Here is a 23,189-nt window from a genome sequence, read left to right as displayed (position 1 = left end):
GCGGGAGCGTTGGCTGATGCTCCCCTGGGGGTGGGGGGAGCGCCGGGGTGTGGCGGAACTGATAATTTGAACAGTGTGAATAATCCCGCCGAAATGGTTGTCCCCAGAGTCCAGGCAGCAATTGCCAGCGCGTTCGGCGAAGAGTACCGCGGCACGGATCCCGTGGTCCGGCCCTCGCAGTTCGCGGACATCCAGATCAACGCCGCCATGGCGCTGGCGAAGAAGGTCGGCATGCCGCCGCGGGACGCCGCCGCCCGGATCGTCGAGGCCCTGGACCTGGACGGGATCTGCACCGCGGCGGAGATCTCCGGGCCCGGCTTCATCAACCTCACCTTCGACGGGACCTGGATCGAGGAACTGCTCAACGCCGAGTCTCCCGGCGCCCCCGGTGTGCCGGCGGCGGAAGCCCAGCGCGTCGTCGTCGACTATTCCTCCCCAAACGTCGCCAAGGAAATGCACGTCGGCCACCTGCGGACCACGGTGGTGGGCGACAGCCTCGTGAAGGTCTTCGAGGCCCTCGGCGACACCGTCATCCGGCAGAACCACATCGGCGACTGGGGCACGCCGTTCGGCATGCTGATCGAGCACTGGCTGGAGATCGGCGAGGACTCCCCGGAGGCGGCGCTGCTGGTCGATGACCCCAGCGCCTTCTACCAGGCGGCCCGCGCGAAGTTCGACGCCTCCGCCACCGACGAGGACGGCTTCGCGACCCGCGCGCGGCTCCGGGTCGTGGCGCTGCAGGGCGGCGACGAGGAAACGTTCGCAGTCTGGCAGCGGCTCGTGGCCCAGTCCAAACGCTACTTCAACGCCATCTACTCGACGCTGGGCATCAGCCTCACCGACGACCACATCGCCGGCGAAAGCTCCTACGACGCGCATTTGGCACAGCTGTGCCAGGAACTCGAGGAGCGCGGCCTCGCCCGGATCAGCGACGGCGCCCTGTGCACCTTCCCGGCCGGCTTCAGCGGCCGCGACGGCCAGCCCATGCCGTTGATCATCCGCAAGTCCGACGGCGGCTACGGTTACGGCACCACGGACCTCGCCACGATCCGGTACCGGGTCCGCGAGCTCGAGGCGAACCGCGTCCTGTATGTTGTGGGCGCGCCGCAGAACATGCACCTGCGGATGGTCATGGCCACAGCCCGCGACGCCGGGTGGCTGCCGGACACGGTGGAGGCCGTGCACGTACAGATCGGCAACGTGCTGGGGGAGGACGGGAAGATCCTGAAGTCCCGCTCCGGCGCCCCGGTCAAGCTGATGGCCCTGCTGGAGGAGGCCGTGGACCGCGCCCGCGCCGTCATCGACGCCAGCCGGCCCGAGCTGACCGAGGCGGAACGCGCCGTGACCGCCCGGCAGGTGGGCATCGGCGCGGTCAAGTACGCCGACCTCTCCGTGGGGCACGACACCGAATACGTCTTTGACTTCGACCGGATGCTGGCCCTGAGCGGCAACACCGGGCCCTACGTGCAGTACGCCGCCGCGCGGATCCGCTCGATCCTGCGGAAGGCCGGCGTGCTGGAGCGGCACACGGCCGTTGAAGCGACCGGGACCGGGGTCGACGGCGGCACGCCGGGGACAACCGACGGGACCAGGATCGACGGCGGCACGCCAGCGACGACAGGGGGGACCGAAACTGCTGGGACCGGCATCGACGGCGGCACGCCGGCGACGCTGATCGCCGTCGTCGAACCCGCCGAACGCGCGCTGGCCCTGCACCTGCTCGAGTACGGCGCGACGCTGCACAAGGTGCGCGAGGTGCTGGAGCCGCACCGGCTGTGCACCTACCTGTTCGAACTGGCCCAGCTCTTCACGTCCTTCTACGACCAGTGCCCGGTGCTGAAGTCCGAGGATTCGGTCCGGGAGTCGCGACTCGCCCTGTGCTCGCTCGTGCTGCGCCGGCTGTCCGAGGGCCTGGACCTGCTCGGCATCGAGACGCCGGAGAACATGTGAGCCCGGAGGAACTGACCGCGGTCGACGCCGCACGGATCGCCGTCACCGCACTGCTGCTGGAAGGGGTGCGCTACGTCGTGGTGGCCCCCGGCTCGCGCTCCGCCCCGATGGCCTACGCCCTGGCCGAGGCCGACGCCATGGGACGGGTCGAACTGCTGGTCCGGATCGATGAGCGCGACGCCGGCTTCACCGCCCTCGGCCTGGCCCTCGCCACCGGCGCCCCCGCGGCCGTCCTCACCACCTCCGGGACCGCCGTCGGCAATCTCCTGCCGGCGGTGATGGAGGCCAACCACGCCGCCGTCCCGCTCGTGGTGATCTCGGCCGACCGCCCGGAGGAACTCCGCGGGACCGGCGCAAACCAGACCACGCTGCAGCTGGACCTGTTCGGTGAGCATGTCCGATTCGCCGCCGATGTGCCCGCCGGCAGCGACCCGCGGCGCGCCGTCGAGACCGCGCTCAGCGCCGCCACCGGCGCCTTCGAGGACACCCCGCCCGGGCCGGTGCAGCTCAACCTGGCCTTCCGCGACCCGCTCGTTCCCGCCCCCGGCGACAGGCTCCCGCCCGAGTCCGGCCGCCGCGTGTACCGCGCCCCCCGCGGCCCGCTGGCCCTCGATTTCCCGCCGGCCTCCGGGAGCCTGCCGGAACGGCGCACCGTGGTGCTGGCCGGACACGACGCCGGCCCGGTCGCCGAAGCCTTCGCCCGCGCCCACGGCCTGCCGCTGCTGGCCGAACCGTCCTCCAACGCGCGGTTCGGGCCGAACGCGGTGGGACCGTACCGGATTGTCCTGGACGCCTTCGGCCCGGACTCCGCCCAGCCGATCGAGCGCGTCGTGCTCTTTGGCCGGCCCACGCTCTCCCGGCCGGTGAGCAACCTGCTGGCCCGCGCCGACGTCCCCGCCGCCCTGTACCAGCCGGTCCCCGTGGCCTGGTACGAGCCGGGCCGCCGCACCGAACTCCCGCTCGACAACCTCGCGGACCTCGCGGACTTTGCCGGCCGGGGCTCGGCGGCCTGGCTGGATGCCTGGCTCCTGGCCGGGGCCGCCGCGCAGCACGCCGTCGACCTCGCCCTGTCCGGGCCCGCCGCTGTAACCGGGAGTGCCGCTGCTACGGGGACCGCTGCCTCCGGGCCCGCAGCGTTGACCGGGCCCGCCGTCGGCGCCCTGGTCTGGGAGCATTCGCGCGGACAGCTGGTGCTCGGTTCCTCCAACGGCATCCGCGATGTCGACCTCGCCGGTGCGCCCGCCCCTGAGCCGGCCACCACGGTCTTCGCCAACCGCGGCCTCTCCGGGATCGACGGGACCCTCGCCACGGCCACCGGCATCGCCCTGGGCGGCCGGCAGGAAACCACGGTGCTGCTGGGCGACGTCACCTTCCTGCACGACGCCGGCGGCCTGCTGCTCGGCGCCGGGGAAGAGGAGCCCGCCCTGCGGATCGTGGTCCTCAACGACGCCGGCGGGGCCATCTTCGGGCTGCTGGAACACGGCGCCGTCGAAGCCGCGGGCCGCTACGGAACCGCCGTCGAACGCCTCTTCGGCACCCCGCACACTGTGGACATTGCGGCACTCGCGGCGGCCTACGGCGTCGCGCACCGCTCGGTCAGCACGACTGCGGAGCTCGCCGCGGTGCTGGCGGAGCCATGGGACGGCCGCAGCATCATCGAGGTGCACACGGACCGGCGCGGGCTGCGGGATCTGCACACGCGCATCAGGGCCGCCGTCGGCGCCGCCGTGGCCGGCGTGCTCGCCGCAGAGTAGGGCCGCCGGCGCGTTTCCGCTGCGGTTTCGGACGACGGCGGCGCGGATAGGCACGGGGTAGGGCTTGCCGGCGTGTTTCCGCTACGGTTTCGGACGACGGCGGCGCGGATCCGCGGTGCCCTCGTCCGAAAACGTAGCGCTTGTCTGAAAGCGCCGCGAATGCGCTGCCAGTGTTTTCCACATCCGGGCGCCGGGCTGTTGTTGTGGCTCCGATGCGGGGGCCAGTATCGGTGTATGGACCTGCCTGCCCTGATTCTCAGCAGCGACCTGGCGCGTCTCGGCCGGGACTCACGCAGGCTTGCCCGGCAGGCCGAAGCCGGCGAACTCAGACGCCTCCGCCAGGGCGTGTATGTCCGGGCCGAGGCATGGGATGCACTGCAGCACTGGGAACGGTATACCCTGCTGATCCATGCCGCGGCATCCACCCTGCGAAGCCGGACAGTATTCTGCCGGCAGTCAGCGGCCGCGCTATCGGACATCCCGGTCCTCGGAAAGAGGCACCCTGTTCACGCGTGCACGTCCGACGCCGGCGGGGGCCGCTCAAGGGCGGGGGTGCGGCGGCACTTCGTCGATCCCGAATCCCTCCAGATCGAGGAACGCCAGGGTCTGCTGGTCACGTCCCGGGCCCGGACCGTGCTGGACTTGGCCGCCTTCGGATCCTTTGAGCAGGCCGTGGCAGCCGTCGACCACGTAATAAGGCCCGCACGGAATGGGCCGCCGGTGCTGAACCTTGAGTTGCTCGAAGCTGGCATCACCGGAAACTACACGGCCGCCGCAACCCGCAGGATCCTCACAGCGCTTGAGTTCGGCGACCCGGCGTCGGGTTCTCCGGGGGAATCTTTGAGCCGGGCGATGATGCATCGGCTGGGATTCAAGGCGCCCCTGCTCCAGCACGAGATTCGGGATGCCCGGGGACTCGTCGGCTTCACGGACTTTGAGTGGCCGGAGGATGGTCTGTCCGGCGAATTCGATGGGCTGGCGAAATACCGGGATTCGTCCTATCTCAACGGGCGGACGGCCGCCGATGTCGTGATTGAGGAGAAACGCCGTGAGGACCGGATCCGGGCCACCGGGCGGCGGGTCATCCGGTGGACCTGGTCGGAGCTCGCCAGCCTGGAGAGATTCGCGGCTTTCCTCGATGCGAAAGGCGTACCGCGGCGTGCGCCGGGAATCCGCGGCGGAAACGGACAGCCGCCACTTGGATCCGCGTAGCGGCTGTCTGAAAGCGGCGCGGGAATCGCGATGCGCGCGGGGCCGGCAGGGGACATCGGGACGGGCGCGGTGCCGGCGTGCACGGTGCGGGCGTGCGGGACGTCGGGGCGCGGTGCCGGCGTGCGGGGGCGGCGTCCGCGGTTCCGGATTCGGGCCAGTGGGCGAAGGGTCATCAGGTGGGCCTGGTCGGAGCTCGCGGGTACCGCGAATCCGCAACGGAAACGGACAGCCGCTACGTGGATCCACGTAGCGGCTGTCTGAACTCGGCGCGGAAATCGCGGCGCGGGCGGTGTGCCGGGGGGATTAGGCCGCGGCGGCCGTGCGGGATTCTTCCAGTGCGACGAAAACGCCCTTGATCTGCTCGACAACCTCGGCGTCGTCCTTCGGGTGGACCTCGGCGAAGCGGACCATGGAGCCGGGGACGGCGAGCTTGACGTCCTCGAGGACCGTGGCGCCGGCGATGCCGACAGCCTTGCGGGCCTCGTCCTGGGCCCAGACTCCGCCGAACTGGCCGAAGGCGGTGCCCACGACGGCGGTCGGCTTGCCGGTCAGGGCGCCGGCGCCGTAGGGGCGGGACAGCCAGTCGATGGCGTTCTTCAGCGAGGCCGGGACGGTGCCGTTGTGCTCCGGGGTGACCAGCAGGAGGGTGTCGGCGTCGTTGGCAGCGGCGCGCAGGGCGGCTGCAGCGGCGGGGACCTGGCCCTCGACGTCGATGTCCTCGTTGTAGAACGGGATGTTGCCGAGGGTTTCGTGGATGAGGACGTCAACGTGCTCGGGAGCGTTCAGCGCGATGGCTTCGGCGAGCTTCTGGTTGGTGGAGTCGGCGCGGAGGCTGCCGACCAGGGCGAGGACGGTGTTCTTGGACATGGGTACTCCTGGGTGTCGCGCCGCGGGTGACCCGCGGCTGGTGATGGTGCAGGCTGTGGACCGCTACTGGAACCCCGGGCTGAGACGCGGGGCCGGGGGTCCGGGGTGTTTGGATTAGCTGGCGGGAAGCACGAAGGCTGAGTCGATGGTGATGGTGACCTTGTCGCCGACCAGCACGCCGCCGGCTTCGAGGGCGGTGTTCCAGGTGATGCCGAAGGCCTTGCGGGAGATCTGCGCCGTGGCGGAGAACCCGGCGCGGGTGGCGCCGAAGGGGTCCACGGCCATGCCGCCGAATTCGACGTCGAAGGCCACCGGCAGGGTGGTGTCCTTGATGGTCAGGTCACCGGTGAGCTTGAAGTTTTCCGGGTTGCCCTGGGCCTGGGTGGCGTTGAACTTCATGTGGGGGTATTCCTCGACGTTGAAGAAGTCCGCCCCCTTGACGTGAGCGTCGCGGTTGTCGTCATTGGAATCAAAGGAGGCGGTCTGCACGGTGGCCTCGACCGAGGAGGTCTCCAGGGTTTCGCCGACCACCAGGGTGGCGTACGCCTCGGTGAACTGGCCGCGGACCTTGCTGATGCCGGCGTGCCGGACCGAGAAACCGACTTCGGTGTGGGCCTGGTCGAGGGTCCAGGTGCCGGGGGTGAGTTCGATCGTCATGGGTTTTTTCTCCTGGGTCTAGGTAAGCAAGCTGGAATGTTCATGCATATGCATATAAGTCTGACAACGATTGGTTGACTTGTCAACCTTCGGGCGGGCATGCGGGTGCGCGGGGCCGTGGCGCGGGCGCCGCTCAGTCTTCGGGGTAGGCGGGTGTGAACAGCAGCGTCAGGCCCTCGGCCATGGTCGGGTGCGTGATGATGGCGTCGCGGACGGCGGTGTACTCCAACCCGGCGAGCATCGCCATCTGGATGACCGCGATGCTTTCGCTAGCTTGGGTGCCGAGCAGCAGGGCGGCGCCGAGGATCCGGTTGGTCTCGCGGTCGTTGTGCACGTTCGGCTCGGTGACAGCGGCGCGCAGTCCCGGCCGCGGGTGAGCCCCGCCGTCGTGCCCGCCCACGAACCTGGAGGCGTCAGCCGGGAATCCGCTGCGGAAACGGACAGCCGCCACGCGGATCCACGTAGCGGCTGTCTGAAATCGGCGCGGAAATCGCGATGCGGCGCGGAATCCGCGCGCGGGGAGCTACTCCGCGATGTCGATGCGGGTCGGGTCGGGTCGGGTCGAGCACCCGGCGCAGGAGTTCCTTGGTACGGGGCGCTGAGGCCGCGGGTGAGCCCCGCCGTCGTGCCCGCCCGCGAGCCTGGAGGCGTCCGCCGGGAATCCGCTGCGGAAACGGACAGCCGCCACGCGGATCCACGTAGCGGCTGTCTGACATCGGCGCGGAAATCGCGATGCGGCGCGGAATCCGCGCGCGGGGAGCCACTCCGCGATGTCGATGCGGGACGGGTCGAGCACCCGGCGCAGGAGTTCCTTGGTACGGGGCGCTGAGGCCGCGGGTGAGCCCCGCCGTCGTGCACGTTCGGCTCGGTGACAGCGGCGCGCAGTCCCCGGCCGCGGGTGCGCCCCGCCCGCGAGCCTGGAGGGGTCCGCCGGGAATCCGCTGCGGAAACGGACAGCCGCCACGCGGATCCACGTAGCGGCTGTCTGAAATCGGCGCGGAAACCCCGACGCGACGCGGCGAGCACCCGCATCCGCGCGCGGGGAGCTACTCCGCGATGTCGATGTGGGTCGGGTCGAGCACCCGGCGGAGGAATTCCTTGGTGCGGGCGTGCGCGGGGGCGCTGATGACGCGTTCGGCCACCCCTTCCTCCACGACGACGCCGCCGTCCATGAAGACCACGCGGTCGGCGACTTCGCGGGCGAAGCCCATCTCGTGGGTCACCACCAGCATGGTCATACCCTCGCGGGCCAGGTTCCGCATGACGGACAGGACATCGCCCACGGTTTCCGGGTCAAGGGCCGAGGTGGGCTCATCGAAGAGCATCAGCTCGGGGTCCATGCTCAGTGCCCGGGCAATGGCCACGCGCTGCTGCTGCCCGCCGGAGAGCTGGTCCGGGAAACGGTCCGCGAGGTGTCCCAGGCCGACACGCTCAAGGTTTTTCATCGCCGCGGCCGAGGCATCGGCCTGGCTGCGCTTGAGCACCTTGGTCTGCGCGATCGTGCAGTTCTGCAGTGCGCTGAGGTGCGGGAAGAGATTGAACTGCTGGAAGACCATGCCCACCTTGCGGCGCATCTTGTCGATGTCCACATCCGGGTCGGTCGATTCGAAACCGCCGACGTGGATGGTGCCCTGGTTCGGCTGTTCCAGGAGGTTCACGCAGCGCAGCAGGGTGGACTTGCCCGAACCCGAGGGCCCGATCAGGCACACCACCTCGCCGGGGGCAACCACCAGGTCGATCCCCTTGAGGACCTCGTTGGAGCCGTAGGACTTCCGCAGGTCCTTGATGGAGACCCCGGCGGCGTGGACGGCACCGGGGGCGTTCTGTACGACGTCGTTCATGACTGTCCTGCCTATCGCTTCGTCCGCGCGGAGCGGCTTTCAAACTTCCGGGCCAAGAGGCTCAGCGGGATGGTGATCACCAGGTAGAAGGCGCCGGCCACGAGAAGCGGGGTCAGGCCCGCACCCAGGCTGGAGATGCCGTCGCGGCCGAACTTCGTGAGCTCGTACTGCGACGCGGTCAGGCCCAGCACATAGATGAGCGAGGAGTCCTTGGTCAGCAGGATGACCTCGTTGGTCAGCGGCGGCAGCACAATCCGGAAGGCCTGCGGAATGACGATGGAGATCATGGACCGCCACTGCGGCATGCCGAGTGAACGGGCGGCTTCCATTTGGCCCTTGGGCACGGCCTGCAGGCCGGCGCGCAGCGTTTCGGCAATGTAGGCCGCCGCCACCATGCCGAGCGAGACCATGGCCACCACGGTCACGTTCCAGGAGACACCGAAGGCCAGCGGCACGCCGTAGCCGAAGGCGATGAACACCAGCAGGGCCGGGATGCCGCGGAAGAACTCGATGTAGCCCGTGGCCAGCCAGCGGTACAGCGGGAACGAGGAGAGCTTCATCAGGGCCAGCAGCAGACCGCCGGTCAGGCCCACGATGAAGCCCAGGGTCGTGTAGATCAGGGTGTTCTTGAGGCCCACCAGGATGATGTCCGGGAACATCGGGCCAATCTTGGCGAAGTTGAAGACGCTGTTGCTGATGGTCTCCCAGTCCGTGGCGAGGATCAGGGCGACCACGGCCACCACAAAGATTCCCGCCTGGACGTACAGGCTGACTCTGGCTCGTTGACGTGCGGTCATTGCCATGGTGCTCTCACATTCGTTTCGCGCAGTTGAGGCCCCGTACGGACTGTTGTACAGCGGTACGGGGCCTCAACTGCGTAGGTCTCAGGCCGGGTGCTGGCTACTTGGAAGGTTCGCCGAACCAGGTGGTCTCGAACTTCGCCAGGGTGCCATCGTCGGTCAGGCGCTTGAGCGTGCCGTTGACCTGGGTGGCCATCGCGGTGTTGCCCTTCTTGATGGCGATGCCCAGCTTTTCACCGGTGGCGTAGTTCTCCACGCGCTTGAAGTTGGCGTCATCCTTGATGGCGTAGCCGAGGACGGACTGGTTGCCCAGGGCGGCGTCGATGGTGCCGGCCTTGAGCGCCTGGACCAGGAGTCCCGTGTCCTCGAACTGCTGCGCGTCGAGGCCCTGGTCCTTCGCGTACTGGGCGCCGGTGGTGGCCTGCTGCACGCCGACCTTCTTGCCCTTGGCGCCGTCGAGGTTGGTGATGCCGGAAGCGCCGGAGGCCACGAGGGTCAGGTCGTCGTTCAGGTACGGCTCGGAGAAGTCCATGACCGCCTTGCGGGTGTCCGTGATGGAGACGGAGGAGATGGAGACGTCGCACTGGGTCAGGGCGGTTCCGGTCTCGATGGCCTCGAAGGAGCTGTCCACGACGCTGAGCTCGGCCTTCGCGTCCTTTGCCACCTCCGCTGCGATGTCCATGTCGAAGCCGACGATCTTGCCGTCCTTCTGGAATTCGAACGGCTCGTAGGGCACGTCCGAGCAGACGGTCAGCTTGCCGGGGTTGATGAGCTGCACGCCGCCTTCGGAGGAAGCTGCGGGGGTGGAGCTGCCGCCGCAGGCCGTGAGGGTGAGGGCGCCGACGGCGAGGAGGGCGGCTGCCTTGGCGGCCACCTTTGCCGTGGCGAGGGACTTGAGCTGCATGGTTTTTTACCTCTTGTTGCAGGAGAGACGTGACTTAATCGGCTTATAGTGTAACGCCGAAAACGAGATGTGCATCACAGGAAACTAAGTTTTACCATTGGATAACTATGGACGACATTAGCGCAAGCCCCTTCACGTACGCGGTGTCTCCTATGCCGGACTCTAGCTGCTGATGCCCAGGGACTCCAGCATCGGCCGGAACTTCGCCCAGGTTTCCGCGAGCTCGGCTTCCGGCACGGAGCCCTCGACGACGCCGCAGCCCGCGTAGAGCCGCACCGTTTCGGGGGACTCGATGACGGCGCCGCGCAGCGCGATGCCCCATTCCCCGTTGCCGGCAGCGTCGAGCCAGCCGACCGGTCCGGCGTAGGGGCCGCGGTCCAGGTGCTCCAGCTTGCGGATCAGGGCGCCCGCGACGGTGGTGGGCGTGCCGCAGACCGCCGCCGTGGGATGCAGGGCGTTGATCAGGGCGAGGCAGGTGGGGACATGTCCCTCCACCTCGGTCAGCTCGGCCTTCACGTCCGACGCGAGGTGCCAGACGTTGGGCAGTTCCAGGATGAAGGGTTCGCTGTGTGCGTTCATCGCTTCCGAGAACGGCGCCAGCTGCGTGGTGAGCGACTGGATGGCGATGTCGTGTTCGTGCCGCTGCTTTTCGGATCCGGCCAGCACACGCTCGGCGAACTCGAGCGGCGAGCCGGCCATGCCGTCGGCGTCGCGGCGGTCCAGCGTGCCGGCCAGGACGCGGGCCTGCGCGGTGCGGCCCTCCACCTGGATCAGCATCTCGGGCGTGGCGCCCACCAGCCCGTCGACGCCGTAGGTCCAGCATTCGCGGTAGCGGAGGGCGAGCTGGCGCAGGATCTCGGCGGCGTTCACCCCGGCCGGGACGGTGGCGACGATGTCGCGGGCCAGCACGAGCTTCTCGAGCGCACCGGTGCGGATCTCCGCCACCCCCGCGGCCACGGCCGCCATCCAGTCCGCCTCGCTCAGCGAACCGGTGTGCAGCGTCGCGCCGCGCTGTTCAACGACGGCCGGGTCTGCGGCAAGGTCTTCTCCAGCGGGCACGACGCCGGGTGTCCCGAGCCAGCGGTCCAGCGCGGCGCGGGCGCCCGCTTCGGTGAGTTCGCCGTCGTCGAACGTCAACTGGGTGAGCCAGCCCCTGCCGTCGCGGAGTCCCACCACGATTTCGGGCACGATCAGCCGCGACTCGTGCGTGGAGGCTTTGGAGAAGGCGAAGGAGCCGAAGGCGACGGGGCCAGTGCCCGGCCAGTCCACGGCGTCCTCGATCTCGGCCTCGAGGACGAGGTGGCGCCACCAGATGTCCGCTTCGAGGAAACGGTCGGGCCCGGTGGCGGTGAAGCGGGCCACCTCGCCGAAGCCGACCAGGCCGGCCTCGCGGCGGGTCCAGCAGAGCAGGTCGTCCCGCACCAGAAACGACGGCAGCCCCCCGGGGAATGATTCTTCATCGAGGGGGACTGTCAGGGTACGGAACGCGCTCGTCATAGTGAGACAACACTACTCCCGCGCCGCCGGAGGCCCTGCTCAGGCGCGGCTGAGGCCCTGTTCAGGCGTGTTTGAGCGGGTTTGGGGCGCGGTTAGGGTGTGTGCTGATCATTTGAGACAATGTCAGGGTGAACCGAGCATCCTTGGATAAGCGTCCGGACGAAGTAGCCACGATGTTTGACGACGTCGCCCCTAAATACGACGTCGTCAACGATGTCCTGTCGATGGGGCAGACCCGCCGCTGGCGCAAGGTTGTGGTCGAAGCCATGGATGTGACGGCGGGCCAGCGGGTCCTGGATCTCGCCGCCGGCACCGGCACGTCCAGCGAGCCGTATGCCGACGCCGGCATCGACGTGATCGCCTGCGACTTCTCGCTGGGCATGCTCAAGGTCGGCAAACGCCGCCGCCCCGACATCGACTTCATCGCCGGTGACGCCACCCGCCTGCCGTTCGCGGACAACACCTTTGATGCCAGCACCATCTCCTTCGGCCTGCGCAACGTCAACGAGCCGAAGAAGGCCCTGGCCGAGATGCTGCGCGTCACCAAGCCCGGCGGCAAGCTCGTCATCGCCGAGTTCTCCCAGCCCGTGGTGCCGCTGTGGCGCACCATGTACACCGAATACCTGATGCGCGCGCTGCCCGCGATCGCCGTCAAGGTCTCCTCCAACCCGGACGCCTACGTCTACCTCGCCGAGTCCATCCGCGCCTGGCCGGACCAGGACCACCTCGCGGCCTGGCTGCAGGAAGCCGGCTGGGACGGCGTGTCCTACCGCAACCTCAGCGGCGGAATCGTCGCCGTGCACCGCGCGGTCAAGCCGGGCGGCGCCGCCGGCCCCGCCGCGGGCGCTGCGGCGCTGGCCGCCCACACCGGACCGGTGGCGAAGCTGCGCCGCAACATCACCCGGCCCGCGCGTTAGCCACCGTGAAAGTACTGATCGTCGGGGCCGGTCCGGCCGGGTCCACTGCCGCGTACTACCTGGCGCAGGCCGGCATCGACGTGACGGTGCTGGAAAAGACCAGCTTCCCGCGTGAAAAGGTCTGCGGCGACGGCCTCACGCCCCGCGCCGTCCGCGAGATCCAGAAGCTTGGCCTGCCGCACCCCGAAAGTGACGGCTGGCGCCGCAACAAGGGCCTGCGCCTGCTGGCCGGCGGCCGCAGCATCGAACTTCCCTGGCCGGAGGTCTCCGACTTCCCGCAGTACGGGCTGATCCGCACGCGGCTCGGCTTCGACGAGGAACTGGCCCGCCACGCCCAGTCCGCGGGCGCCGTCGTGCTGGAACGCCACAGCGTCACCGAGGCACTGCGCGACGACGACGGCCGGGTCGCCGGGGTCCGCGCCGCGCTGCTCGACGAATCCGGCCGCAAGACCGGCGAAACCCGGGACTTCAGCGCCGACGTCGTGCTCGCCGCGGACGGAAACTCCAGCCGCACCGCCGTGTCGCTGGGCATCCGGAAGCGCGACGACCGTCCGCTCGGCGTCGCCGTCCGCACCTATTTCACCTCGCCGCGGCACGACGACGACTGGATGGAAGGCTGGCTGGAGCTCCCCGGCCGCGACGGGAAGCTGCTGCCCGGCTACGGCTGGGTGTTCGGCGTCGGCGACGGCACCTCCAACGTGGGCCTCGGCATCCTGAACTCGTCCAAGGAATTCGGCAAGCTGGACTACAAGCAGGTCCTGCGCGAATGGACCGCGGGCATGCCCGCCGAGTGGGGATTCACCCCGGAAAACCAGGTCGGCGAGATCCGCGGCGCCGCGCTGCCGATGGGCTTCAACCGCACCCCGCACTACTCGCCGGGGCTGCTGCTGCTGGGCGACGCCGGCGGCATGGTCTCCCCGTTCAACGGCGAGGGCATCTCCTATGCGATGGAGTCCGCCCGGTTCGCGGCCGAGTTCATCATCGACGGCGCCGCCCGCTCGGCGTCGGCCGGATGGACCGCGGACGACGCCGATGCGCACCTTTCGCGGTACGCGGACTACGTGCGGGACCAGTGGGGGTCGCACTTCACCCTGGGCCGTGCCTTCGCCGCCCTGATCGGCAAGCCGGCCGTGATGAAACTTGCGCTCCGGACGGGCATGCCCATTCCCGTGCTGATGCGGTTCGTGGTGCGGCTGCTGGCCAACCTGACCGATCCGTCGGCCAGGGGCTTCGAGGACCGCGTCATCCGGCTGCTGGAATCGCTGGTCCCGGCGACCTCCAACACCGGCGGCTCTCCGCAAACCGGCACCAACTCCGCGGTTTCCGCATCAGAAGTTAGGGTTAACCCGTGACCAACTCTGCAGACCACAGCTGGACGCACGCCGGACACGGCCTGCCGAGCTCTGAGCCCAGCCTCAACACCACCGCGATCGCCACCGGATTGCAGCTGCCGGCCGGCTTCGCCGCGATCGCCGGGGACCCCGAACTGGGTCCCGCGATCACCACCAACCTGGCCCGCGTGGAGAAGAAACTGCGCGAGGCTATCGCCAACTCGGATCCGCTGGCTGACGCGACGTCGCGCCACCTCGTGGAGGCCGGCGGCAAGCGCATCCGGCCGCTGCTGACGCTGCTCTGCGCCCACCTTGGCGACGCCTCCCGGCCCGCCGTGGTGCAGGCCGCCGTCGTCGTTGAACTGACGCACCTGGCGACGCTGTACCACGACGACGTGATGGACTCCGCGCCGTTCCGCCGCGGCGCACCCACGGCACACGAGATCTGGGGCAACTCCGTCGCCGTCCTGACTGGTGACCTGATCTTTGCCCGGGCCTCCATCCTGGTCTCGGAACTCGGTTCCCGCGCGCTCGGCATCCAGGCCCGGACCTTTGAGCGGCTCTGCCTGGGCCAGCTGCACGAGACCGTGGGCCCCCGCCCGGACGAGGACCCGGTGGAGCACTACCTCTCGGTCATCGCGGACAAGACCGGCTCGCTGGTGGCGGCCTCCGGGCAGCTCGGCGCCATCTTCTCCGGCGCCGATGAAAGCTACGAGCCGATGCTGGTCGAGTACGGCGAAAAGGTGGGCGTGGCCTTCCAGCTCGCCGACGACGTCATCGACGTCACCGGCGTCAAGGTCAAGTCCGGCAAGTCCCCGGGCACCGACCTGCGCGAAGGGGTGCCGACACTGCCGGTGCTGCTGCTACGCAACGCCGCCCGTGACGGCGACCAGTCCGCCGTTGAACTCCTGAAGCTCATTGACGGCGACCTCAGCTCCGACGAGGCCCTCGCCGCCGCCGTCGCCGGCCTGCGGGAACACCCCGTGACCGCCGAATCGTGGGTGGTGGCCCGGGCCTGGGCCAACGAGGCCATCGCCGCGCTGGCGCCGCTGCCCGAGGGTGTCGTGAAGACCTCGCTGAGCAACTTCGCACTGGCCGTGGTGGACCGCGCCAGCTGATCCTCCGCTCCTGGGATTCCCCGTCTTAAGCGGAATGGCCCCGGTTCTCACAACGTCATCCGTTGTGTCGAACCGGGGCCATTTCTCCGTTCGCATCAGATCCACCGGAGGCATGTAGTGAACCCATGAATGAGCCTATGACAGAAGTGTCACGCTGTCTAGCCCTCGTGTAATTTGCGAGTCACAGAATTTTTCGCCGGGTTTTAGCCGGGCTTAATGCCGTCCGGGGCCACTTTGCCGCGGTCTGGGCCGTTCCCTCGGCTGCGGGTGAGGAAGGGCCGGGGTCGGAGCTCGCCAGCCCTGGAGAGAGGCGCTCCCTGGCGTGCGCCGGGAATCCGCTGCGGAAACGGACAGCCGCTACGTGGATCCGCGTAGCGGCTGTCTGAAGTCGGTGCGGAAATCGCGAGTAGGCGCGGAAAACGCGGTGCGGGAGTGCGGGACGTCGTCCCCGCTTCAGGTTCCGGGCGACCGGGTGGCGGGTCATCCGGTGGACCTGGTCGGGGCTCGCCAGCCTGGAGCGGTTCGCGGCTTTCCTCCATGCGACGGCGTTCCGCGGCGTGCGCCGGGAATCCGCTACGGAAACGGACAGCCGCTACGAGGATCCGCGTAGGGGCTGTCTGAAATCGGCGCGGAAAACGCGGGCCGGCGCGGAAAACGCGGTGCGGGAGTAACGGACGTCGTCCGCGCTTCCGAATCCGGGCGACCGGGTGGCGGGTCATCCGGTGGACATGGTCGGAGTTCGTCAGCCCTGAGAAAGGCGTACCGCGGCGTGCGCCGGGAATCCGCTGCGGAAACGGACAGCCGCTACGTGGATCCGCGTAGCGGCTGTCTGAAGTCGGTGCGGAATTCGCGGGCCGGCGCGGAAAACGCGGTGCGGGAGTAACGGACGTCGTCCGCGCTTCCGGATCCGGGCGACCGGGCGGCGGGGTCATCCGGTGGGCGGGGTCGGAGCGCGCCAGCCTGGAGCGGTTCGCGGCTTTCCCCCATGCGACGGCGTACCGCGGCGTCCGCCGGGAATCCGCTTCGGAAACGGACAGCCGCTACGTGGATCCGCGTAGCGGCTGTCTGAAATCGGCGCGGAAAACGCGGGCGGGCGCGGAAAACGCGGTGCGGGAGTGCGGGTCGTCGTCCGCGGCCCCACACCCGCGGCCCGGGCAGCCGGGGGAGCTGGCCTTAGTCCTCGTCGTCGTCGTTGAAGGCCCACTCGAACATGTCGAAGACGAACTCGGAGAAGGTCCCCTCTTCGCTCTTCCACTGGGCGCGGGCGTTGTTGCGGCGGTACACGATCGGGTCCGGGACGCTGAGGTCGCCGACCCGGAAACCCCAGGTGAACTGTTCTTCCTCGTCCTCGAGGAACATCAGGAAGCCTTCGTCATCAACTTCGAGCTCTTCGGGGTCCCAGAAGTAGTGGTACGCCTCCATGATGTCCTCGCAGCCGCCGACCGCGAGGTAGAACTCCCTGAGCACCAGCGGCACCTGGAACTGGTGCTCGGCGAGGGCCGCATCCAGCTCGTCCGCCGGGAGGCCATCCTCTTCCTGCCATTCGTCTTCGAGATACTTCGGAACAAGCGCGCGGAACTTCTCGAGGAACATGTCAGTCATGGGTCTTATCCTAGCTAATCCTTTGCCCCGTCTTCCGCCGTGTCCAGGCCGAGGCGGTGCCAGCCGCGGACCGCCAGCGGAACGTGCCACTGCCGCCGCCAGGCGGTGACCCGGAAGGCGAAAACAATCGCGGCCACGGCACCCGCGGTCACCGCATTGAAGGCGCCGGTAACGGACAGGATCATGGTCAGGACCGCGCCCGCAAAGGCCGGCAGCGCATAGAGGTCCTTCGGGTCGAACAGCTGCGGCACCTCATTGGCGGTGATGTCGCGCAGCAGGCCGCCGCCCACCGCCGTCGTGACCCCGAGGAGCACCGCCGCGACGGGGTTCATCCCCGCATCCATCGCCTTGAGGGTTCCGGTGATGCAGAAGAGGGCCAGGCCGCCGGCGTCGAACAGGATGAGCAGGGAGGTGAAGCGCTGGACGCTGGAAAAGAGGAAGTACACCAGCACCGTGGCGAGCAGCGGCGGGGCGAGATAGGCCGGGTTGGTGAAGGCCGCGGGAGGGCCGGCGCTGATGATGATGTCGCGGATGACGCCACCGCCCAGGCTCACTACCGAGGCCAGCAGCAGGGAGCCGATGATGTCGAACTGCTTCCGTGCCGCGAGCAGGGACCCGGAGACCGCGAAGAAGAAGACGCCCGCCAGGTCCAGCCCGAGCAGGACAACGCTGAAGGAAAAAGTCATGGAGGGTCCCGGTGGGATATCAAGGGGGCGGATGGGGCGGCTCCAAGGTTACGCTAACGGCTATGAATAGCCCCATCCTGATCGCCTGCGCCCACGGCACCTCGAGCGCCGAGGGTGCCGCCGAGATCAACGCCCTTCGCGCCGGGATCGCGGCGCTGCGGCCGGGGCTCGACGTCCGCGAGGCCTACGTCGATGTCCAGGAGCCCGAACTGCCGGCCGTTGTGGCGGGCCTGCCAGCGGGGGAGACCGCCGTCGTCGTCCCGCTGCTGCTCAGCGTCGGGTACCACGTCAAGGTGGACATCGCCCGGGCCGTCAAGAGCCGGCCGGACACGCGCGCCGCCGCCCCGCTGGGGCCCGATCCGCGGCTCGCGGCGCTGCTGGACGTCCGGCTCCGGGAAGCCGGCGTGACCGACAACGACGCCGTCATCCTCGCCGCTGCCGGTTCCTCCGATCCCACCGCCGCGCAGAACGTCGAGGAACTCGCAGACCAGCTCCGCGCCCTGCGTTCCAACCGGATCGTGGCCGCGTACGGCGCGTCCGCGAAGCCCTCGGTGCCGGACGCGGTGGCCATGCTCCGCGAGGAAGCCGCCGGCGGCGCGGGTGCGGGCGAGTCGGCCGGGGCGGTGGACCTGGGTGGCCGGGTGGTCATCGCCGCTTACCTGCTGGCGCCGGGCTTCTTCCACGACCAGCTTGCCAAGGCCGGCGCGGACCTCGTCACGGCGGCGCTGCTGCCGTCCCCGGTGCTCGCCGAAATCGCCCTGGAACGCTACGACGCCGCCCTCGCGCCCGGCGCCTGACCCGCCCTCGCGGCCGGCGCCTGACCCGGCCGCTGCCCGGCGCCTGACCCGCCCTCGCGGCCGGCGCCTGACCCGGCCGCTGCCCGGCGCCTGACCCGGCCGCTGGCCGGCGCCCGACCCGGCCGCCGCGCCGCCCCGCAGCCATGCACACGACCCGCGCCACTTCAAGGCTCGCCGACGCAACGTGACGATTTGTTGCCCTAGGTGACCCCGCGTTTCTGACCCTTTGTGACGGCATTACGGCCCGCCCTAAAGTCGATCCATGACTGATACAGCTCTAGCCGGAGCGTCCCCGGACCAGGCTGCCCCAGGCCGCACCAAGCGCCCCGCGTCCCGCCCCGCCGCAAAGCCGCACGGGCAGTGGAAAGTGGACGGCACCGCGCCGCTGAACGCCAACGAAACCTGGAAGCAGGAAGACAATGGCCTCAACGTCCGCGAGCGGATCGAGTCGGTCTATGCCAAGCACGGCTTCGACTCGATCGACGGCACCGACCTGCACGGACGCTTCCGCTGGTGGGGCCTCTACACCCAGCGCAAGCCCGGGATCGACGGCGGCAAGACCGCCACGCTCGAGCCGCACGAGCTCGAGGACAAGTACTTCATGCTCCGGGTCAGGATCGACGGCGGCGCCCTCACCACCGAGCAGCTGCGCGTCATCGGCCAGATCTCCGTTGACTTCGCCCGCGACTCGGCCGACCTCACCGACCGGCAGAACATCCAGCTGCACTGGATCCGGGTCGAGGACGTGCCGGAAATCTGGCGCCGCCTCGAGTCGGTCGAGCTGTCCACCACGGAGGCCTGCGGCGACGTTCCGCGCGTCATCCTCGGTTCCCCGGTCGCCGGCATCGCCAAGGACGAGATCATCGACCCGACGCCGCTGATCCACGAGCTCGCCGAACGGTTCATCGGCGATCCGGAACTGGCCAACCTGCCGCGGAAATTCAAGACCGCCATCACGGGCCACCCCAGCCAGGACGTGGTCCACGAGATCAACGACGTCGCCCTGGTGGGCCTGGTCCACCCCGAACTCGGCATCGGCTACGACCTCTGGGTGGGCGGCGCGCTATCCACGAACCCGATGCTGGGCAAGCGCCTCGGCGCCTTCGTCCGCCCCGACCAGGCCGCCGACGTCTGGCTCGGCGTCACCAGCATCTTCCGCGACTACGGCTACCGGCGCATGCGCACCAAGGCGCGTCTGAAGTTCCTGCTGGCCGACTGGGGCCCGGTGAAGTTCCGCCAGGTCCTCGAGGACGAATACCTCGGCTACAAGCTCGACGACGGCCCGGCCGCCCCCAAGCCTTCCACCCCGGGCGACCACATCGGCGTCCACGAGCAGAAGGACGGCAAGTTCTTCATCGGCGCCACCCCCATTGCCGGCCGGCTCTCCGGCAGCCAGCTCGTGAAGCTCGCCGACACCCTGGAGGCCCGCGGCTCGCAGCGGCTACGCACCACCCCGCACCAGAAGCTCGTTGTCCTCGACGTGCCCGGGGACCAGGTGGAACCGCTCGTCGCCGAACTCGACGCCCTGGGCCTCTCCGCCCGGCCCTCGGTGTTCCGCCGCGGCACCATCGCCTGCACCGGCATTGAATACTGCAAGCTCGCCATCGTTGAAACCAAGCTCACGGCCGCGACTGCGGTTGCCGAGCTGGAACGCCGCCTCGCCGACCTCGTCGAGACCGAGCAGCTCCCGCAGGCCCTGTCGCTGCACATCAACGGCTGCCCCAACTCCTGCGCCCGGATCCAGACCGCGGACATCGGCCTCAAGGGGATGATGCTTCCCACGCCCGACGGCGACCCCACCCCGGGTTTCCAGGTCCACCTCGGCGGCGGGCTGGCTTCCGACAGCCGCGAGGAGGCCGGCCTCGGACGCACCGTCCGCGGCCTCAAGGTCACGGCCGACGACCTGCCCGACTACGTGGAGCGCGTGGTCCGCAAGTTCGTCGCCGACCACACCGAGGGCCAGACCTTCGCCGAATGGGCCTTCGCCGCCGAGGAAGGGGACCTGCAGTGACCCGGACAAAAGACCTCCGCACGCACGACGAGCTCAAGGTCATCGCTGAAGCCGGCGCCGCCGAGCTGGGCTGGGACGCCCCTGCCCGCGACGTGATCGCCTGGGTGGTGCGCAACTTCGAACTGCCTGCCGTCGCCGTGGCCTGCTCCATGGCCGACGCCGTCCTCCCGGCGCTCGTTGCGGACCAGCTTCCCGGCGTCGACGTGCTCTTCCTGGAGACCGGCTACCACTTCCCGGAAACCTACGCCACGCGCAACGAAGTCGCCGCAAACCTGCATGTCAATGTGGTCGACGTGCTCCCGGAGAACACCGTGGAGCAGCAGGACCGGCTGCTCGGCAAGGACCTCTTCGCCCGCGACGCCGCCCAGTGCTGCGCGCTGCGCAAGGTGGCCCCGCTGCGCCGCACCCTCGCCGGCTACGAACTCTGGTTCACCGGCGTCCGCCGCGACGAAGCACCCACCCGCACGAACACCCCGCTGGTCACCTGGGATGAAACCAACGGGCTGGTCAAGGTCAACCCGGTCGCGGCCTGGAGTTTCGACCAGCTGGTCCAGTACTCCGACGACAACCTCCTCCCCGTCAACCCGCTGCTTTCACAGGGCTACCCGTCCATTGGCTGCCAGCCCTGCACGCGCAAGGTGGCGCCCGGCGACGACCCCCGCGCCGGACGCTGGGCAGGAACCGACAAGACAGAATGCGGACTACACGTATGAGCAACTTCCCAACTTTCGTGGCCGTCGACTCTGATGCCGCACCAATCACCACCGCCTCCACAGCAGATGCCGCCCCCGCCCCTGCGCCGCGCGGCATCCGTCCTTCGGACGATGCGCGCGGCTCCGGCAGGCCCGATGCCACTCCCGGGGCGGCATCTGCTGCTCCGGCTGTGCGGTCGGCTCGCCTGTCGTCGTTGGACACCCTGGAGTCCGAGGCGATTCATATCATCCGCGAGGTGGTTGCCGAGTTTGAGAAGCCGGCGCTGCTGTTCTCCGGCGGCAAGGATTCCGTGGTGATGCTGCACCTGGCCACCAAGGCGTTCTGGCCGGGGAAGGTGCCGTTTCCGGTGCTGCATGTGGACACCGGGCACAACTTCCCGGAGGTCATCGAGTTCCGCGACCGGACCGTGGAGCGGCTGGGCCTGAAGCTCGTCGTCGGCAGCGTGCAGGAGTTCATCGACTCCGGCGAGCTGGCCGAGCGCGCCGACGGGACCCGCAACCCGCTGCAGACCGTGCCGCTGCTGGACGCGATCCAGCGCAACAAGTTCGACGCCGTCTTCGGCGGCGGCCGCCGCGACGAGGACAAGGCCCGGGCCAAGGAACGGATCCTGAGCCTGCGCGACGAGTTCGGCCAGTGGGACCCGCGCAACCAGCGGCCCGAGCTGTGGAACCTCTACAACGGCCGGCACACCGTGGGCCAGCACGTCCGCGCGTTCCCGATCAGCAACTGGACCGAACTGGACGTCTGGCGCTACATCGAGCGCGAAAACATCGACCTGCCCGGCCTCTACTACGCCCACGACCGCGAGGTTTTCGCCCGCGACGGCATGTGGCGCGCGGTCGGCGAGGTCTCCCAGCCCCGCGACACCGAGCAGGTCATCACCAAGACCGTCCGCTACCGGACCGTCGGCGACATGTCCTGCACCGGCGCCGTGGAATCGGCCGCCGCCACCGTGCGCGACGTCGTGATCGAAGTTGCCGCCTCCACCATCACCGAACGTGGCGCCACCCGGGCGGATGACCGCATCTCCGAGGCCGCCATGGAAGACCGCAAGAAGGACGGCTATTTCTAATGAGCACCGAAATCGACACCGCCCGCGCGGCCGCCCTGCTTGACGAGGCGCCCCTCGCGCATGCTTCGCTGTTCCGCTTCGCGACCGCCGGATCGGTCGACGACGGCAAGTCCACCCTGGTGGGCCGGCTGCTGCACGACTCCAAAGCGATCCTCGCCGACCAGCTCGACGCCGTCGCCCGCACCTCGGCGGACCGCGGCTTCGGCGGATCCGGGGCTACCGGCACTCAAGCGATTGACCTCGCGCTGCTGACCGACGGCCTGCGCGCCGAACGGGAACAGGGCATCACCATCGACGTCGCCTACCGCTACTTCGCCACGGACCGCCGCAGCTTCATCCTCGCGGACTGCCCCGGCCACGTGCAGTACACCAAGAACACGGTGACCGGCGCGTCCACTGCGGACGCCGTCGTCGTGCTCATTGACGCCCGCAAGGGTGTCCTCGAGCAGACCCGCCGGCACCTGTCCGTGCTGCAGCTGCTGCGGGTGGCGCATGTGATTGTTGCCGTGAACAAGATCGACCTGGTGGACTTCAGCGAGGCCGTGTTCCGCGAGATTGAAGCCGACGTGCAGAAAGTGGGCCGCGAACTCGGGCTCGGATCTGACGGGGTTGCGGACCTGCTGGTGATTCCCGTGTCCGCGCTCGACGGCGACAACGTTGTGGACCGCTCGGACCGCACGCCCTGGTACGGCGGACCGGCCCTGCTCGAGGTCCTCGAGACGCTGCCGGCCGCGGACGAACTCGAAAGCCACCTGGAGAGCTTCCGGTTCCCGGTGCAGCTCGTCGTCCGGCCGCAGGGTGCGCTGGCGCCCGACGCCGTCGCCGGCGGACTCGACGTCGACGGCTACCGCGACTACCGCGCGTATGCCGGCCAGATCACCGAGGGTTCGGTGAAGCTGGGGGACAAAGTCAGCGTCCTCACCCCGGGCCAGGCGCCGCGCACCACCACGGTGACCGGCATCGACTTCGCCGGGCAGCGCCTCACCGAAGCCGTGGCCCCGCAGTCCGTTGCGCTGCGGCTGGCGGACGAGTTCGACGTCGCCCGCGGCGACACCATCGCGGCGGCGGGCACGATCCGGGAAGCCTCGGCGGACCTGTACGCGGCGCTGTGCTGGCTGTCGCCGAAGCCGCTCCGTGAGGGAGCGAAAGTGCTGGTCAAGCACGGTACGCGCACGGTCCAGGCCCTGGTCCGGAATGTGACGGGAAAGCTGGACCTCACCAACTTCCAGCTCGAGCCGACCTCCACCCTGGAGCTCAACGACATCGGGCATGCCCAGCTGCGGCTCGCCGCGCCGCTGCCGCTGGAGAACTACCTGCACCACCGCCGCACCGGGGCGTTCCTCGTGATCGACCCGCTGGACGGCAACACCCTCGCCGCAGGCCTGGTCAAGGACCACCCCGGCGACCACGAGGACGAGCGCTACTCGATCTAGGCGCCTCTGGCCCGGGCGGCCCCCCG

General features: G+C 69.3%; 20 protein-coding genes. 11 read left to right on the top strand and 9 right to left on the bottom strand.

Annotated features, from left to right (window positions below; translation table 11 throughout):
* Positions 1–93 precede the first annotated feature (93 nt).
* The 3 genes from argS (at position 94) to J2X01_RS12050 (ending at position 4,916) form a co-directional block, all read left to right on the top strand.
* On the top strand, positions 94–1,950 hold the full coding sequence (argS, locus tag J2X01_RS12060; protein ID WP_310057389.1) for an arginine--tRNA ligase: 1,857 nt from the start codon (positions 94–96) through the stop codon (positions 1,948–1,950).
* The gene (gene menD, locus J2X01_RS12055) at positions 1,947–3,704 is read left to right on the top strand and encodes a 2-succinyl-5-enolpyruvyl-6-hydroxy-3-cyclohexene-1-carboxylic-acid synthase (protein ID WP_310057387.1); all 1,758 of its coding nucleotides are present in this window, start codon (positions 1,947–1,949) and stop codon (positions 3,702–3,704) included. The genes argS and menD overlap by 4 nt, the downstream gene beginning before the upstream one ends.
* A gap of 234 nt (positions 3,705–3,938) precedes the next feature.
* On the top strand, positions 3,939–4,916 hold the full coding sequence (locus J2X01_RS12050) for a type IV toxin-antitoxin system AbiEi family antitoxin domain-containing protein (protein ID WP_310057384.1): 978 nt from the start codon (positions 3,939–3,941) through the stop codon (positions 4,914–4,916).
* A 303-nt stretch (positions 4,917–5,219) separates the two neighbouring features.
* Here J2X01_RS12050 and J2X01_RS12045 read toward each other — a convergent pair whose 3' ends face one another.
* The 7 genes from J2X01_RS12045 to J2X01_RS12015 all read right to left on the bottom strand — a co-directional run bounded on the left by J2X01_RS12045 (position 5,220) and on the right by J2X01_RS12015 (position 11,482).
* Positions 5,220–5,783 (bottom strand): NAD(P)H-dependent oxidoreductase, encoded by a 564-nt coding sequence (locus J2X01_RS12045; RefSeq protein WP_310057382.1) that lies wholly within the window; start codon positions 5,781–5,783, stop codon positions 5,220–5,222.
* 114 nt (positions 5,784–5,897) lie between these two features.
* Positions 5,898–6,440, bottom strand: coding sequence for a YceI family protein (locus J2X01_RS12040; RefSeq protein WP_310057380.1), 543 nt, complete (start codon positions 6,438–6,440; stop codon positions 5,898–5,900).
* A 133-nt stretch (positions 6,441–6,573) separates the two neighbouring features.
* Positions 6,574–6,891: an oxidoreductase dimerization domain-containing protein gene (locus tag J2X01_RS12035; protein WP_310057377.1), complete on the bottom strand. Its 318-nt coding sequence runs from the start codon at positions 6,889–6,891 to the stop codon at positions 6,574–6,576.
* 595 nt (positions 6,892–7,486) lie between these two features.
* Complete coding sequence (locus J2X01_RS12030) at positions 7,487–8,281, bottom strand: amino acid ABC transporter ATP-binding protein (protein ID WP_310057375.1); 795 nt, start codon at positions 8,279–8,281, stop codon at positions 7,487–7,489.
* An 11-nt stretch (positions 8,282–8,292) separates the two neighbouring features.
* Positions 8,293–9,084: an amino acid ABC transporter permease gene (locus J2X01_RS12025; protein WP_310057372.1), complete on the bottom strand. Its 792-nt coding sequence runs from the start codon at positions 9,082–9,084 to the stop codon at positions 8,293–8,295.
* Positions 9,085–9,181: 97 nt separating this feature from the next.
* Positions 9,182–9,985 carry an ABC transporter substrate-binding protein gene (locus J2X01_RS12020; RefSeq protein ID WP_310057369.1) on the bottom strand — a complete coding sequence of 268 codons (804 nt, stop codon included), beginning with the start codon at positions 9,983–9,985 and terminating at the stop codon, positions 9,182–9,184.
* Positions 9,986–10,147: 162 nt separating this feature from the next.
* Entirely contained in the window at positions 10,148–11,482 is a 1,335-nt protein-coding gene (locus tag J2X01_RS12015; RefSeq protein ID WP_310057366.1) for an isochorismate synthase, read from the bottom strand.
* Between the two features lie 128 nt (positions 11,483–11,610).
* Between J2X01_RS12015 and J2X01_RS12010 the strand changes: the two genes are divergently transcribed.
* From J2X01_RS12010 to J2X01_RS12000, 3 genes are read left to right on the top strand one after another with little or no spacing between them, the layout of a single operon-like run.
* Positions 11,611–12,399 carry a demethylmenaquinone methyltransferase gene (locus J2X01_RS12010; protein WP_310057363.1) on the top strand — a complete coding sequence of 263 codons (789 nt, stop codon included), beginning with the start codon at positions 11,611–11,613 and terminating at the stop codon, positions 12,397–12,399.
* 5 nt (positions 12,400–12,404) lie between these two features.
* A complete protein-coding gene (locus J2X01_RS12005; protein WP_310057360.1) occupies positions 12,405–13,751 on the top strand; it encodes a geranylgeranyl reductase family protein in 1,347 nt (448 codons plus the stop codon).
* The gene (locus tag J2X01_RS12000) at positions 13,748–14,848 is read left to right on the top strand and encodes a polyprenyl synthetase family protein (RefSeq protein WP_310057357.1); all 1,101 of its coding nucleotides are present in this window, start codon (positions 13,748–13,750) and stop codon (positions 14,846–14,848) included. Before J2X01_RS12005 ends, J2X01_RS12000 begins: the two co-directional genes overlap by 4 nt.
* Before the next feature lie 1,173 nt (positions 14,849–16,021).
* Here the strand turns inward: J2X01_RS12000 and J2X01_RS11995 are convergent.
* Both J2X01_RS11995 and J2X01_RS11990 read right to left on the bottom strand, forming a co-directional pair.
* Positions 16,022–16,450, bottom strand: a complete 429-nt coding sequence (locus J2X01_RS11995; protein ID WP_310057354.1) for a hypothetical protein — start codon at positions 16,448–16,450, stop codon at positions 16,022–16,024.
* Between the two features lie 14 nt (positions 16,451–16,464).
* Positions 16,465–17,136, bottom strand: coding sequence for a trimeric intracellular cation channel family protein (locus J2X01_RS11990; RefSeq protein WP_310057351.1), 672 nt, complete (start codon positions 17,134–17,136; stop codon positions 16,465–16,467).
* A 62-nt stretch (positions 17,137–17,198) separates the two neighbouring features.
* Here J2X01_RS11990 and J2X01_RS11985 point away from each other — a divergent pair, with 62 nt between their 5' ends.
* From J2X01_RS11985 to J2X01_RS11965, 5 genes are all read left to right on the top strand, one after another.
* The gene (locus tag J2X01_RS11985; protein ID WP_310057348.1) at positions 17,199–17,933 is read left to right on the top strand and encodes a sirohydrochlorin chelatase; all 735 of its coding nucleotides are present in this window, start codon (positions 17,199–17,201) and stop codon (positions 17,931–17,933) included.
* A 262-nt stretch (positions 17,934–18,195) separates the two neighbouring features.
* Positions 18,196–19,944 (top strand): nitrite/sulfite reductase, encoded by a 1,749-nt coding sequence (locus tag J2X01_RS11980; protein ID WP_310057345.1) that lies wholly within the window; start codon positions 18,196–18,198, stop codon positions 19,942–19,944.
* Positions 19,908–20,657, top strand: a complete 750-nt coding sequence (locus tag J2X01_RS11975; RefSeq protein ID WP_310057342.1) for a phosphoadenylyl-sulfate reductase — start codon at positions 19,908–19,910, stop codon at positions 20,655–20,657. The genes J2X01_RS11980 and J2X01_RS11975 overlap by 37 nt, the downstream gene beginning before the upstream one ends.
* Positions 20,654–21,730, top strand: coding sequence for a sulfate adenylyltransferase subunit CysD (gene cysD / locus J2X01_RS11970; RefSeq protein WP_310057339.1), 1,077 nt, complete (start codon positions 20,654–20,656; stop codon positions 21,728–21,730). The genes J2X01_RS11975 and cysD overlap by 4 nt, the downstream gene beginning before the upstream one ends.
* Positions 21,730–23,163, top strand: coding sequence for a sulfate adenylyltransferase subunit 1 (locus tag J2X01_RS11965; RefSeq protein ID WP_310057336.1), 1,434 nt, complete (start codon positions 21,730–21,732; stop codon positions 23,161–23,163). The genes cysD and J2X01_RS11965 overlap by 1 nt, the downstream gene beginning before the upstream one ends.
* Positions 23,164–23,189: the final 26 nt, after the last annotated feature.

This window comes from Arthrobacter ginsengisoli (genome assembly GCF_031456935.1).
GTDB lineage: Bacteria > Actinomycetota > Actinomycetes > Actinomycetales > Micrococcaceae > Arthrobacter > Arthrobacter ginsengisoli.
Note: the sequence above shows the minus strand (reverse complement) of the source record. Positions and strands in the feature narration are given on the sequence as shown.